General features: G+C 63.9%; 12 protein-coding genes and 4 tRNA genes. 15 read left to right on the top strand and 1 reads right to left on the bottom strand.

All coding sequences use genetic code 11. The features are described 5' to 3' along the window. Positions 1 to 15: 15 nt before the first annotated feature. The 5 genes from ACUY2Y_RS09210 to ACUY2Y_RS09190 all read left to right on the top strand — a co-directional run bounded on the left by ACUY2Y_RS09210 (position 16) and on the right by ACUY2Y_RS09190 (position 4,733). Positions 16 to 672: a hypothetical protein gene (locus ACUY2Y_RS09210; RefSeq protein ID WP_296148352.1), complete on the top strand. Its 657-nt coding sequence runs from the start codon at positions 16 to 18 to the stop codon at positions 670 to 672. Next, positions 665 to 2,323: a 2-succinyl-5-enolpyruvyl-6-hydroxy-3-cyclohexene-1-carboxylic-acid synthase gene (gene menD / locus ACUY2Y_RS09205; RefSeq protein ID WP_448325917.1), complete on the top strand. Its 1,659-nt coding sequence runs from the start codon at positions 665 to 667 to the stop codon at positions 2,321 to 2,323. Before ACUY2Y_RS09210 ends, menD begins: the two co-directional genes overlap by 8 nt. A gap of 2 nt (positions 2,324 to 2,325) precedes the next feature. Continuing rightward, positions 2,326 to 2,796 (top strand): DUF3592 domain-containing protein, encoded by a 471-nt coding sequence (locus ACUY2Y_RS09200; RefSeq protein WP_296148358.1) that lies wholly within the window; start codon positions 2,326 to 2,328, stop codon positions 2,794 to 2,796. Between the two features lie 27 nt (positions 2,797 to 2,823). Beyond that, positions 2,824 to 3,972 carry a glycosyltransferase family 4 protein gene (locus ACUY2Y_RS09195; RefSeq protein ID WP_448325915.1) on the top strand — a complete coding sequence of 383 codons (1,149 nt, stop codon included), beginning with the start codon at positions 2,824 to 2,826 and terminating at the stop codon, positions 3,970 to 3,972. A 74-nt stretch (positions 3,973 to 4,046) separates the two neighbouring features. After that, complete coding sequence (locus tag ACUY2Y_RS09190) at positions 4,047 to 4,733, top strand: demethylmenaquinone methyltransferase (RefSeq protein ID WP_259900353.1); 687 nt, start codon at positions 4,047 to 4,049, stop codon at positions 4,731 to 4,733. On the opposite strand, the gene ACUY2Y_RS09185 is transcribed toward ACUY2Y_RS09190, so the two are convergent. Beyond that, positions 4,730 to 5,971 (bottom strand): geranylgeranyl reductase family protein, encoded by a 1,242-nt coding sequence (locus ACUY2Y_RS09185; protein ID WP_448325913.1) that lies wholly within the window; start codon positions 5,969 to 5,971, stop codon positions 4,730 to 4,732. The two genes, ACUY2Y_RS09190 and ACUY2Y_RS09185, sit on opposite strands and share 4 nt — an antisense overlap. An 80-nt stretch (positions 5,972 to 6,051) precedes the next feature. Here ACUY2Y_RS09185 and ACUY2Y_RS09180 point away from each other — a divergent pair, with 80 nt between their 5' ends. The 10 genes from ACUY2Y_RS09180 (at position 6,052) to rplA (ending at position 12,572) form a co-directional block, all read left to right on the top strand. After that, positions 6,052 to 7,068, top strand: coding sequence for a polyprenyl synthetase family protein (locus ACUY2Y_RS09180; RefSeq protein ID WP_448325911.1), 1,017 nt, complete (start codon positions 6,052 to 6,054; stop codon positions 7,066 to 7,068). A gap of 64 nt (positions 7,069 to 7,132) precedes the next feature. Beyond that, positions 7,133 to 7,217 (top strand) — tRNA-Tyr (locus ACUY2Y_RS09175). A gap of 148 nt (positions 7,218 to 7,365) precedes the next feature. Next, on the top strand, positions 7,366 to 8,970 hold the full coding sequence (locus ACUY2Y_RS09170) for a lamin tail domain-containing protein (protein ID WP_448325909.1): 1,605 nt from the start codon (positions 7,366 to 7,368) through the stop codon (positions 8,968 to 8,970). 194 nt (positions 8,971 to 9,164) lie between these two features. Next, a tRNA-Thr gene (locus tag ACUY2Y_RS09165) sits at positions 9,165 to 9,237 on the top strand. Positions 9,238 to 9,303: 66 nt separating this feature from the next. After that, positions 9,304 to 9,375, top strand: a tRNA-Met gene (locus ACUY2Y_RS09160). 136 nt (positions 9,376 to 9,511) lie between these two features. After that, positions 9,512 to 9,587, top strand: a tRNA-Trp gene (locus tag ACUY2Y_RS09155). Between the two features lie 23 nt (positions 9,588 to 9,610). Further along, entirely contained in the window at positions 9,611 to 9,934 is a 324-nt protein-coding gene (secE, locus tag ACUY2Y_RS09150; RefSeq protein WP_296148373.1) for a preprotein translocase subunit SecE, read from the top strand. A gap of 164 nt (positions 9,935 to 10,098) precedes the next feature. Further along, the gene (gene nusG / locus ACUY2Y_RS09145) at positions 10,099 to 11,070 is read left to right on the top strand and encodes a transcription termination/antitermination protein NusG (RefSeq protein WP_448325906.1); all 972 of its coding nucleotides are present in this window, start codon (positions 10,099 to 10,101) and stop codon (positions 11,068 to 11,070) included. 241 nt (positions 11,071 to 11,311) lie between these two features. Continuing rightward, positions 11,312 to 11,740 (top strand): 50S ribosomal protein L11, encoded by a 429-nt coding sequence (gene rplK, locus ACUY2Y_RS09140; protein ID WP_210572950.1) that lies wholly within the window; start codon positions 11,312 to 11,314, stop codon positions 11,738 to 11,740. Between the two features lie 121 nt (positions 11,741 to 11,861). Continuing rightward, positions 11,862 to 12,572 carry a 50S ribosomal protein L1 gene (rplA, locus tag ACUY2Y_RS09135; RefSeq protein ID WP_448325904.1) on the top strand — a complete coding sequence of 237 codons (711 nt, stop codon included), beginning with the start codon at positions 11,862 to 11,864 and terminating at the stop codon, positions 12,570 to 12,572. Positions 12,573 to 12,591: the final 19 nt, after the last annotated feature.

Raw genomic sequence — 12,591 nt, 5'->3', positions numbered from 1 at the left:
ACTAAACTGTCCCCCATGGATAATGAGACCCGACAGTTCGGGCGCCACGGTGACGATGTCTCTGACGCGAGCTCCCGTTACCTGTCCCCGTCCCAATCCTCTTCCCAGAGCGCAAGCTCTAGTACCGGCCAGTCCGCTCCGCGGCAATTCATGCCGGGGGAGGGGGATTCGCGCTATTCCACTTCGCCGAGCCACCCGGAAACCAAATTCGGCGACAGCTTCAGCTCCGGCGGCCTCGAGCCGTATGACGAGCCGTACCGGCCGGAATCATCCGATTCCGGTAAGTCTCGTGGCGGCGCGGGCTCGATCGTCTTGGCGGTCCTCGCTCTGCTGCTCGGTCTCGCAGCCATCGCCATGTTCTTCCTGTGGCGTGGCGCGGAGTCGCGGGCGAATAAGCCTGATCCGGCTCCGGTGACCATCACTCAGACGGAGACGGTCACCACGACGCCGACGGGTCTGCTCGACGAGCTCTTTGGCAGCGACGGCGAGAAGGACGACAACAAGGAAGACGGTGAAGGCGGCGACGAGAACGGCTTGCCGTTGCCGGGCGGCGAGGGCGCTCCGTCGCTGCCGGAGAATCTCCCCACGGAGATCCCGGACGATATTCCGGAGGAGTACCGCGACGATGCGGAGGATCTGCTCAACCAGCTCGACGGGTTGCTGAATGGCTAATAGCGCACAGTCGGATTCCACGCAGCTCGCGGCGTATGTCGCGGACAAGCTTGCCGAGCATGTCACGGATGTCGTGCTCAGTCCCGGTTCGCGCAACTCGCCGCTCGCGTACGCATTGCTCGCCCGCCGCGACATCAGGGTGCACGTGCGTATCGACGAACGATCTGCCGCCTTCACCGCTCTGGGGCTTGCCCGGGTCCAACACCGCCACGTCGGCGTTGTGATGACCTCGGGAACTGCGGTGGCGAACACTTACCCCGCAGTCATTGAGGCGTACATGTCCCATACCCCGATCGCGATCGTCAGTGCGGATCGGCCGGAACGTCTCGTGGGCACGGGTGCCTCGCAGACGATCTGGCAGCAAGGCATTTTCGGCCGCTACGCTGCCACCCAGCAGGTCACGCAGGTCGGCGACGCACTCAGTTTCGACGCCGACCAGGTGCACATCAACGTCGCCTTCGATACCCCGCTCGTACCGGAGGCCCTGCCGGAGCAGGTGGGTACCCCGCGCCGGGTCGGACCTGGCCGCCTGCGCCCGTCGGAAGGCCGCGGCGCTGCCGACACCGGACCTGCCGGGGCAGTCGATCACGGCGAAGTCGAGGTTGACCTGACCCTGAACACGCTCGTCATCGCTGGCGACGAAGCGTGGGAGGTGCCCGGTTTGGAGCACGTGCCCACGATCGCGGAGCCGACAGCACCGACGCCGTTCCATCAGGTCCACCCGCTGGCGGCGCGCTTTTTCACCCAGGATGAGGTGGCGGTCAGCCACGACGGCGGTGATTTCGCCGCGTCCACGAAGCCGGACCAGGTCATTGTGGTGGGCCACCCGACGCTGCACCGTGATGTCATGGCGCTGCTGGCGGACAACACCATCGAAGTCATCGGCATCACCCGTACTGAGACGGTCACGGGCAACCCGGACAAAGTGGGCAGCCGTGTGAAGGTGTCGGGTCAGCCGACGGATACCTGGCTGAAGATCTGCGAGGCCGCCGGCGACGTCGGAGCAGATACCGTCCGCAAGGCACTGGGGGACGAGGAATTCGGGTTCACCGGGCTGCATGTCGCGGCCGCTGTGTGCGACACCCTGGCGGTGGGCGACACGCTCGTGCTCGGGTCCTCGAACCCAGTGCGCGACGCGAGCCTCGTGGGCATGCCTTTCGACGGCGTGTCCACCTACTCCGCACGCGGTGCCGCCGGCATTGACGGCACTATTTCCCAGGCTGTGGGCGCGGCATTGGCGACGCAGTCGCTGCACCCGGACGAGATCCGCGCGCCGCGCACTGTCGCTCTAGTGGGTGACCTGACCTTCCTGCATGACGCAGGTGGGCTGCTCATCGGTCCGGACCAGCCGCGCCCGGGCAACCTCACCATCGTTGTGGCCAACGACAACGGCGGCGGCATCTTCGAGACCCTCGAGGTCGGGGCGGAATCCGTCCGCGACAATTTCGAGCAGGCCTTCGGCACGCCGCATGACGCGGATATTGAGTCGATTGCCGCCGGATACGGCGTTTCCTACCGCAGGGCGGAAAGTATCGAGGAATTGACGGGGGCGCTGCTAGATGGCGTCGATAAGCCTGAGCCCGTCGTTGTGATTGAGGCCGTGACCACGCGCGCGACGCGTCGGGCGCTGTCCGAGCAGCTGAAGAAATAGAAATGGCCCGGGTCAAGGTCGCGCGGCGGCGCCTCCACCAGCTCATCATCGTGCTGTACATGTGCGCGATGCTTGGCAGCATCGCCATGGTCGCGGGACCGGCGTACAACGATTACACGATCTCCCGCGACCCCGGCCGCGGCATCGCCACCGTCACGGGCGTGAGCTGGACCCGCACATCCGTCGACTACCAGGATGAGACGGGCCAATTCCACTCGCCGCAACGCGGCCTGCTGTACCCCTCCGGCCTCGGCGATGGGCAGCAAGTGTGGGTGACGTACGCGAAACGCGACCCCGAACTCGTCAAGGTGGAGGGGCGCAGCTGGACGCTCGCGATCATTCCGGCGCTGTCCGTCGGTGCGGCGTCCACCTTGATCGCTGTGGCCGCGTGGCTGGGTGCCAATGCCTTAGGTAAGAAAGGCCGGACCAACGGGCGAAAATTCACCTCGCGTTCCCGTGAAAGCAAGGACTAATTAGCGCGCGGCATGAATAATGCCCACATGCGTGTTGCGATTGTCGCCGAGTCTTTCCTGCCCAACGTCAACGGAGTGACGAATTCGATCCTCCGTGTCCTGGAACATCTCGAGCGCACGGGCCACGAAGCGATCGTGATCGCGCCGGGAGCGCGCGCGAACCAGGAAGAGGTCGCCGAGTACGCGGGCTTTACCGTCGTCCGCGTTCCCACCGTGATGGTGCCGTTGGTGGACTCTCTGCCGATCGGTGTGCCGAACGGGACGACCACGCGCGTGTTGCGCGAATTCAAGCCGGATATCGTCCACCTGGCCAGCCCCTTCGTGCTCGGCGGTGCTGGTGCCGTGGCCGCGAAGCGTCTCAATCTGCCGGCAATTGCTCTGTTCCAGACTGATGTCGCCGGCTACACCGCCCGCTACCACGTCGGCTTCCTCGAGTCCGCGGCGTGGGTGTGGGCGCGCAACCTGCACAACATGACGCAGATGACGCTGGCACCATCGTCGGTGACGATCGGGGAGCTGGAGGCCCACGGCATCAAGAACATCCGCCGCTGGGGCCGCGGCGTGGACTCAGAACTGTTCCGCCCAGACCGCCGCTCCCAAAAGCTGCGGAAGAAGTGGGACCCGACGGGAAAGAAGAAGATCGTCGGCTTCGTCGGCCGCCTCGCCTCTGAGAAGGGTGTTGAGCGACTCATCGCCTTGCACGGCGACCCGAATATCCAGCTGGTCATCGTCGGTGACGGTCCACTGCGGCGTGAACTGGGTAAACGGATGCCCTCTGCGGTATTCACGGGTCAGCTGGGCGGCAAGAAGCTCGCCGCCGCTTACGCCAGCCTGGACCTGTTTGTGCACACCGGTGAGTTCGAGACTTTCGGTCAGACCATCCAGGAGGCACAGGCCTCCGGCACCCCGACGATCGGCCCGCGCGCCGGTGGCCCCATCGATCTGATCGAGCCGGGCTACAACGGTGATCTGCTGGACGTGGAGACCTTTGAGCGTGACCTGCCTGCTTCCGTCGCCGCGATTCTCGAGCCGGACACGCTGGAGGAGATGAGCGTCAACGCCCGCGCCTCTGTGGCCGACAAGACATGGCCTGCGCTGTGCGACCAGCTCCTCGGCTACTACGAAGAGGTCATCGACGGCTACCCGAAGAAGGGCCGCCGCCCGCTGAGGCGCTGATTCCTGCTCCACACCCCTGCCCGGTGACCGGCTCAGTAGGGCAGCGGCGGGACAGTCGCCTAGACTCTTTGGCTATGGCCAAGGCGAACCTGGAGAAGAACCCGCTGGATGTCGCGGGGATGTTCGATGAAGTAGGAAAGAACTACGACATCACCAACACGGTGATGACAGGTGGCCTGGACCGTTACTGGCGCAAGCGCACTCGCGAGCGCCTGGATTTGAAGCCGGGGGAGAAGGTCCTCGACCTCGCCGCTGGCACGGCAGTATCCACGGTGGAGCTGACCAAATCCGGAGCGTGGTGTGTGGCGTGCGATTTCTCCCAAGGCATGCTGGCGGCGGGTAAGCACCGCGACGTGCCCAAGGTCGTGGGCGATGCAATGCACCTGCCATTCGCCGACGAGACGTTCGATGCCGTCACCATTTCCTACGGCCTGCGCAACGTGCACGATTTCGAGGCCGGCTTGCGCGAAATGGCGCGCGTGACCAAACCGGGTGGGCGCTTAGTGGTCAACGAATTCTCCACCCCCGTCGTGCCGGTATTTTCCACGCTCTACCGCGAGTATTTACCCCGCGTGATCCCGCTGTTGGGCAAGGTCTTCTCTTCCAATGCGGAGGCCTACGAGTACCTGGCGGAGTCCATCCGCGCCTGGCCAGACCAGGAAGACTTAGCCGCCGCGATCAACGCCAATGGGTGGAGCGACTGTGGCTGGCAGAATCTCGCCCTGGGCATTGTGGCGCTCCACGGCGCGGTCAAGGCCTAGGTCGCATCCCACAGCGGGCTGTCTGCCCGCACGCGTGATACCCCCTTACCGGCGAGACGCCAGACGCGCGCGACGAGGTCGCGGTCGGCATCGGTGACGAGATTTCCCATCAGGCGTGCGGCGGCGGGCATGAGGTAGCGGCCGCCGAGCCCTCGTAGTGCGAGCGGGCCTGCTGCGGGGAGGAATTGCGGGTAGGTGAGCACGCGCGCGAGGGTGCGGGCGAGCACGAATGCCTCGCCGTAGTTTCGGCGCAGTTCATGCGGCCAGGCCAAGGTCAGGTCGGGGCGCTTCCCATGGGAATCGGTAATGAGATTCACCGCCATGATGGCGGTTTCCAGTCCGTAGTCGATGCCCTCGCCGTTGAGCGGGTTGACGCAGGCGGCGGCATCGCCGATGAGCATCCAGTTCGGGCCCGCGACATTGGACACCGCGCCGCCCATCGGCAGCAGGGCGGAGGTGATGTTCTGCGGTTCGCCCAGTTGCCACTCTGCGCGCTGCTGGGAGGCGTAGAGGGAGAGCAGCTTCTTCGTGTTCACCTTTGCTGGGCGCGCATCGGTGGACAGGGCGCCGCAGCCGAGGTTCACCGTGCCGTCGCCGAGTGGGAAGATCCACCCGTAGCCGGGTTGGATCACACCGGAATCATCGCGCAGTTCCACGTGGGAGTGCATCCACGGCTCAGCGGAGAACGGGGTCGCGCAGTACGAGCGCGCCGCGATGCCGTAGACCTCCCCGCGGTGCCATCTCCGGCCGAGCTTCTTGCCGAAGGGGGAGCGCACGCCGTCGGCGACGATCACCCATGTCGCGCCCAGCGTGCCCTGCGGGGTGACCACCCCGGTGATCGACCCGTCTGCGCCGAATTCAGCGCCGGTGGCGGGGCAGTCGTAGAACATCTCGGCGCCGGAGGAGGCGGCGAGGTCGGCCAAGGCGGCGTCGAAAAGCGAGCGCGGCGAGGCGGAACCTTCCGTGCCGTACGCGCCGTCGGGCCAGGGGGCGGTCACGGATCCGCCGTAACCGTGCAGCTTGAGGCCATGATTGCGGTAGTCGGGCAGGGCGGAATCGAGTCCGAGTTCCTGCAGTGCGTGCACCGCGCGGGGAGTCAGCCCGTCGCCGCATGTCTTGTCGCGGCCGTGCGGCGCGGCGTCGACGACAGCGACCGACAGGCCCGCGCGACGAGCGGCGATTGCGGCGGCGGAACCAGCGGGTCCCGCGCCGACGACGACGCACTCAAACGATTTCACCGAACATATTGTGCCAGACGAGTTATGTGTGGACTACGGTTAAGGGGACGCACAACCGCACGACCCCGCAAGGACGATAGATGACCAACGGCACTCCCACGTCGCCCGCCGTCGACACCCAGCTCGACCTCGGCGATGAGGCCTTGGCGCAGCGCGTCACCGCAGGGTTGAACAAGGTGGAAGAGCTCATGTTCGAGCGCCTCTCTGCAGGAGAGGATTTCTTGAGTGAGCAGGTCACCCACCTGGCCAAAGCCGGCGGGAAGCGCTTCCGCCCGTTGATGGCCGTGCTGGCCAGCGAGTTCGGGCCGAACCCGCAGGCGGAAAATGTGATTCGTGGTGCCGCGATCGTGGAGCTGGTCCACCTGGCCACGCTGTACCACGACGATGTGATGGACGAGGCCGTCAAGCGCCGCGGTGTCGAGTCGGCGAATTCGCGCTGGACCAACACGGTCGCGATTCTCTCTGGCGATTTCCTGCTTGCCGAGGCATCGCGGTTGATGAGTGAGATCGACACCGCCACTGTCCGCCATTTCGCGGAGACGTTCAGCGATTTGGTCACCGGCCAGATGCGCGAGACCGTCGGCGCCCGTGGCGGCGATCCGGTTGAGCATTACCTCGAGGTCATCCGAGAAAAGACCGGCGTGCTCATCGCATCCGCCGCGTACCTGGGTGCCACGCACTCGGGCGCGGACGAGGCAACGGTGCGCACGATCAAGGAGGTCGGCGAGGCGATCGGCATGGTCTTCCAGATCGTCGATGACATCATCGACATCTTCTCCGATTCCGAACAGTCGGGAAAGACGCCGGGTACGGATCTGCGCGAGGGTGTGTTCACCCTCCCGGTCCTCTACGCCCTCAAGGATGAGGGGGAAGCGGGCGAAGAGCTCCGCGGCCTTCTCACGGGTCCGCTCACTAAGGATGCCGACGTGGAGCGCGCGCTGACGCTCATCGGACAGACGGACGGCCGCAAGCGCGCGCTTGACGACGTGCACCGGTACCTCTCCATCGTGGATACCCGCCTGAGTGATCTTCCCGGCATTCCGGCGAATGAGGCAATGCGCCAGATCGCCCGGTACACCGTCGACCGTGTTGGCTGAAAAACGGTTCTCAACTGCCGATTTGTTGTTTCCGTGACCCGCTGCTGTAGAGTAGTCCAAGCACGCCAGGTTGCCCGAGCGGCCAAAGGGAGCGGACTGTAAATCCGCCGGCATTGCCTTCAGAAGTTCGAATCTTCTACCTGGCACCACATACAGCGCGCACTGCGGAGAATTCACGCGGTGCGCGCTTCTTCATTTTCCAGTTACGCGGACGTCACTTTCAGGCCAGTGGATGTTCAATGTGCGGGGATAATTTCGGACGGGTACATCTGTCCCCAACATGTGAAGGATCATTCCGTGTCTCGTTCCCGCTTCCGCGCCGCACTCGCTGTGCCGGCTGCCGCATCCCTGGTTCTCTCCGCTGCCGCTATCCCGGCTTCTGCCGCAGAGACGGCTGATAAGTCCTCCCTGGTCATCAACGAGGTCGTTTCCAACGATGACCCGGTCGGTGACTGGGTCGAGCTGGCTAACCTGGACAACAACCAGGACCTGGACATCTCCGGCTGGAAGGTCCTGGACAACAAGGACGACCACACCCCGATCGTGTTCCCGGAGGGCACCAAGGTCGAGTCCGGCGGCTACTTCGCCTTCTACACGGACGGCGCAACCAACACTCCGGACGGTTCGGAGGGCTTCGGCCTGGGCAAGGGCGATTCTGTCCGCGTCTACGATGCCGAGGGCAATCTCGTTGTAGAGACCACGTGGGAAGGCCACGCGGCGCCGTCCTGGGGCCGTGTTCCGGACAAGACCGGCGAGTTCGCTACCACCGGCGCGTCGACCCGCGGTGCGAAGAACGAGGCCGGCGCTGGCGAGCAGCCGGGTGACGAGGAGCCCGCTGCACCGGAGGCAAAGGAGCCGTGGCCGTACGACAACGTCTACGACGTCGACCTCGGCGGCGATTTCACTGGCGACGACATGTCCGGTGTGGATTTTGACGACAAGGGCCGCGCCTGGGTGGTCAACAACGGCTCCGGCAAGCTCTACGCCCTCGACTACGACGAGGCCGCTAAGAAGTACACGCTCGCCGGCACCTGGACGCTGAAGTACGCCGACGACAAGGACGGAGTTGTGGACGCCGAGGGTGTCACCGTCGGCCCGGACGGCGCGATCTACGTGGCCACCGAGCGCAATAACGCCGACAAGAAGGTCTCCCGCCCGTCCGTCCTCCGTTTCGAGGTCAAGGAAGGCGCAGAGGAGCTCACCGCCACCAAGGAGTGGAACCTGAAGGACATCGTCGGCGAGATCGAGGCGAACGCCGGCCTCGAAGCCATCTCCTACATCCCGGAGCAGAAGCTCTTCGCAGTCGGCGTCGAGGCTAATGGCAAGGTCTACTTCCTCGACCTGAAGGAAGACGGTACGCACGAGCTCAAGCAGGAATACCAGTCGCCGTTCGCCGGCGTCATGGCGCTCGACTACCGCCAGCAGGACAAGCAGCTCCGCGTGCTTTGCGACGAAGTGTGTGACGGCCAGTCCATCCTGCTTGCCCACAATGGCTCTGAATTTGCCCCGGCTTCTGAGATCCAGGCTCGCCCGGCGCACTTCGCCAACCTGGCGAACGAGGGCTTCGGCTCCTACACCTCCACCGGTGAGTGCGTCGGCGGTAAGGCAGAGGCCACCACGCGCTTCCTGTGGGCCGACGACGGCGGTAAGGGCATCTCCATGCGCGGCGCGCAGGATGTCAGGACCGTCGACTGCACCGACGGCTCCGACGATGCCAACGGCGCTGGCGATCAGGGCAGTGCCCAGTCCAGCAACGGTGCTAAGGACGGCTCCAGCGCCGGCACCGTCATCGGCGCAATCTTCGGCGTCCTGCTGGCCTTCATCGCTGGTATCGCCTCTGCTGGTCCGATCGCTCAGTGGGCAAAGGACAACCTCGGCGCAGAGTTCAAGCTGCCGTTCTAAGCCCTGACCACCTGCCCACGCTCAGCACTGCCGACGCGGCGCGAACGTGTGGGCAGGTGGGGCTGCAGCGGCGCGCATAAAGCTCTATAAAAGCGTCCAAAAACAGGCTCTAACCTGACGATTTGTATGTTCATTATGCGTCGGGTTAATCTTTCAAAGGCTTCAAACGAGCGGGTAACGCTTAAGAGGCTTAAGCCCCCTTAGCTCAGTCGGCAGAGCGTCTCCATGGTAAGGAGAAGGTCAGCAGTTCGATTCTGCTAGGGGGCTCTGTTGTTTGCTGGCAACGGACATGATTGGTTTACTCTTTTCATGTGCGCTAGCTAGCGGACACATGGCGGTGTAGCTCAGTGGTAGAGCAAGCGACTCATAATCGCTGTGTCGAGAGTTCAATTCTCTCCATCGCTACTCATCACCTCGGTCTCGGTCGGGGAGATGTGCTCACCCACTCCGGGGCCGTGCAGGTGCCGTGGTAGGGTTGGCGTACTGTCAGCCGAGGGTGGCCCGAGTGATCGAGTCGCCGGAAACGGAAAACAGTGCACCTAGGGGCGTGGCGCAATTGGTAGCGCAACGGTCTCCAAAACCGTAGGTTGCAGGTTCGAGTCCTGTCGCCCCTGCCATATAGACCAACTCGAGGAGAGCTGTGACTGATAATCAGCCTGGACGGAACACCGCAAAGCCGACCGGCAAGCGCCAGCGCAGCGGCGCGAGCTCTGTCACCTCTGAGTCCTACGAGGAGAAGCGCGTTGAAAAGGCCGCTCCCGAGGACCAGGACAAGACCGGCAACGGCGCTGCCGCATTCCCGGGTGAAGTCGTCAGCGAAATGCGCAAGGTCGTCTGGCCGACCGGGCAGCAGATGCTCAATTACACCCTCATTGTCTTCGGCTTCCTGATCGTTTTGACCGCCCTCGTCTGGGGCGTCGACCAGGGCGCTGCCTGGGTAGTTGAACAGGTTCTCGTCCCTTAAGCTATACTTCCGCAGTAGAGAAAACGTCCCGCCTCCCAGCACACTGGGTAAGGCGGGATAAGTTTTTCGCCTAGCTGAGTAAGCTGGGCACCAATTGAGGACTTGAAACCATAGCCATCGCGCCCACGTCACCGCGCGGCGCGTGCCAACTGCAAGGAGCGGAAATGGCCGACGACAACGAGTACAGCGTGGAAGCCAACGAGGCCGAAATGGTCGCCGAGGGCGGTGCCGTGCAGGAATCCACCGACCCGGAAGTGACCGAGGCGGACGAGACGGCTGCACCAGAGTCCGCGGACTCTGCCGGCAACGCCGAGGACACCACCGAGCAGCAGAGCCAGGAGATGGTCGCCGAGGGCGATGTCCCGGAGCAGCCGGTCCAGGAAGCCGACGCTGAAGCTGGCGCCGACGCTGAAGCTGGCGCCGACGCCGAGGCTGCCGTCGACCCGGAGGCAGCACTGTCCGGTGAGTCGGAGGAATCCGCTGACGCTGAGTACAAGGCGCGCCTGCGCAAGTACACCCGTGAGCTGAAGAAGCTGCCGGGCCAGTGGTACATCATCCAGTCCTACTCGGGCTACGAGAACAAGGTGAAGACCAACCTGGACATGCGTATCCAGACCCTTGAGGTGGAGGACTCCATCTACGACGTGGTCGTCCCGATCGAGCAGGCCATCGAGCTGAAAGACGGCAAGAAGAAGCTGGTCAAGCGCAAGCTGCTTCCGGGCTACGTGCTCGTCCGCATGGACATCAACGACGCGGCTTGGTCCGTGGTCCGCGAGACCCCGGGCGTGACCTCCTTCGTCGGCAACGAGGGCAACGCCACCCCGGTCAAGCACCGCGACGTGGCTAAATTCCTCATGCCGAAGGAGCCGAAGGTCGACGAGGATGCTTCCAAGACCGAGGCGAATGCCGAGGGCGAGACCGTCATCGCTATGCCGGAGCAGGAAGAGAAGCCGAAGGTCGCGCACGACTTCGAGGTCGGCGAGGCAGTCACCATTCTCTCCGGCGCGCTGGCCAGCGTCTCCGCAACGATCAACGAGATCGACCCGGAGACCGGCAAGATTCAGGCGCTCGTGTCCATCTTCGGCCGCGAGACCCCGGTCGAGCTCACCGCCGACCAGATCGAGCGCATCATGTAGCGTGCCGCGACTCTGAGCACTGCTTACCCTGTGAAAAACCGGCCCCCGTGGCCGGTTTTTCGCGATTTGGGCCAGGGGAGCGTGGTGGCATACACTTATCGGTCGTGCCTGCACACAAGCAGGTGCGTGAACACGTTCGTCCCCGGTGGCTGCGTCGATAAGCGAAAAGCGTCGAGGTGGCATCCGGAAGGCCCAGTTATTCATCGTGGCTGGAGTCTGTACCTAGGAAAGAGGTAATCCGATGGCTAAGAAGAAGGTCACTGGCCTGATCAAACTGCAGATCGAGGCTGGTATGGCTAACCCGGCACCGCCGGTCGGTCCGGCTCTCGGTGCGCACGGCGTCAACATCGTCGAGTTCACCAAGGCTTACAATGCTGCGACCGAGTCCATGCGTGGCAACATCGTCCCGGTGGAGATCACGGTCTACGAGGACCGCTCCTTCGACTTCATCCTGAAGTCCCCGCCGGCCGCGAAGCTGCTGCTCAAGGCTGCTGGTCTGAAGAAGGGCTCCGGCGTTCCGCACACTGACAAGGTCGGTTCTGTGACCTGGGAGCAGTGCAAGGAAATCGCTGAGACCAAGAAGAAGGACCTCAACGCCCGCGACATCGAGGCTGGCGCCGCGATCATCGCTGGTACCGCCCGTTCCATGGGCATCGACGTGAAGAAGTAAACCTTCTTCATGTCCTCGGCTTAGTCCCGCCCCGGGACCTAGCCAGTGGGAGGGTCTGGTCTGACCCGCACCACACTTCCAACTACTGACATGTCATTGACTGACAAGTAAGGAAATCAACATGGCCAAGAAGCACTCCAAGGCTTACAACGAGAAGCTGGCGAAGGTTGACCGCGAGAGCGTGTACTCCCCGCTCGAGGCAGTCAAGCTCGCTAAGGAAACCGCATCCGAGAAGTACGACGCAACCATCGACGTCGCGATGCGTCTGTCCGTCGACCCGCGCAAGGCTGACCAGCTGGTCCGCGGCACTGTCAACCTGCCGAACGGCACCGGTAAGACCGTCCGCGTCGCTGTCTTCGCTGAGGGCGAGAACGCCACCAAGGCTCAGGAAGCTGGCGCCGACATCGTCGGTTCCGACGAGCTGATTGAGCAGATCAACGCCGGCAACATCGACTTCGATGTCGCTATCGCCACCCCGGACCAGATGGCTAAGGTCGGCCGCGTTGCTCGCGTCCTCGGCCCGCGTGGCCTGATGCCGAACCCGAAGACCGGCACCGTCACCCCGGATGTGACCAAGGCTGTCTCCGAGTCCAAGGGCGGCAAGATCGCCTTCCGCGTGGACAAGGCTTCCAACCTCCACGCTCTGATCGGCAAGGCATCCTTCACCCCGGAGCAGCTCGCCGAGAACTACGGTGCTCTCCTGGACGAGGTGCTGCGTCTCAAGCCGGCATCCGCCAAGGGCATCTACCTGAAGAAGATCACCGTCTCTGCAACCCAGGGCCCCGGCATCCCGGTGGACACCAACGTGCAGAAGAACTACACCGAGGCGTAAATAGCGTGAGGCACTAGCC

This window comes from Corynebacterium sp. 20-84, assembly GCF_053479455.1.
The sequence above is the reverse complement of the archived record's forward strand: the minus strand, read 5'-3'. Positions and strand labels throughout refer to the sequence as shown.

Bases quoted from the DNA above. Each gene is read 5' to 3' on its own strand.
- rplK (WP_210572950.1), top strand. From the start codon at position 11,312: ATGGCTAAGAAGAAGGTCACTGGCCTGATCAAACTGCAGATCGAGGCT.
- menD (WP_448325917.1), top strand. From the start codon at position 665: ATGGCTAATAGCGCACAGTCGGATTCCACGCAGCTCGCGGCGTATGTC.
- rplA (WP_448325904.1), top strand. From the start codon at position 11,862: ATGGCCAAGAAGCACTCCAAGGCTTACAACGAGAAGCTGGCGAAGGTT.
- ACUY2Y_RS09200 (WP_296148358.1), top strand. From the start codon at position 2,326: ATGGCCCGGGTCAAGGTCGCGCGGCGGCGCCTCCACCAGCTCATCATC.
- ACUY2Y_RS09190 (WP_259900353.1), top strand. From the start codon at position 4,047: ATGGCCAAGGCGAACCTGGAGAAGAACCCGCTGGATGTCGCGGGGATG.
- nusG (WP_448325906.1), top strand. From the start codon at position 10,099: ATGGCCGACGACAACGAGTACAGCGTGGAAGCCAACGAGGCCGAAATG.
- ACUY2Y_RS09195 (WP_448325915.1), top strand. From the start codon at position 2,824: ATGCGTGTTGCGATTGTCGCCGAGTCTTTCCTGCCCAACGTCAACGGA.
- ACUY2Y_RS09210 (WP_296148352.1), top strand. From the start codon at position 16: ATGGATAATGAGACCCGACAGTTCGGGCGCCACGGTGACGATGTCTCT.
- ACUY2Y_RS09180 (WP_448325911.1), top strand. From the start codon at position 6,052: ATGACCAACGGCACTCCCACGTCGCCCGCCGTCGACACCCAGCTCGAC.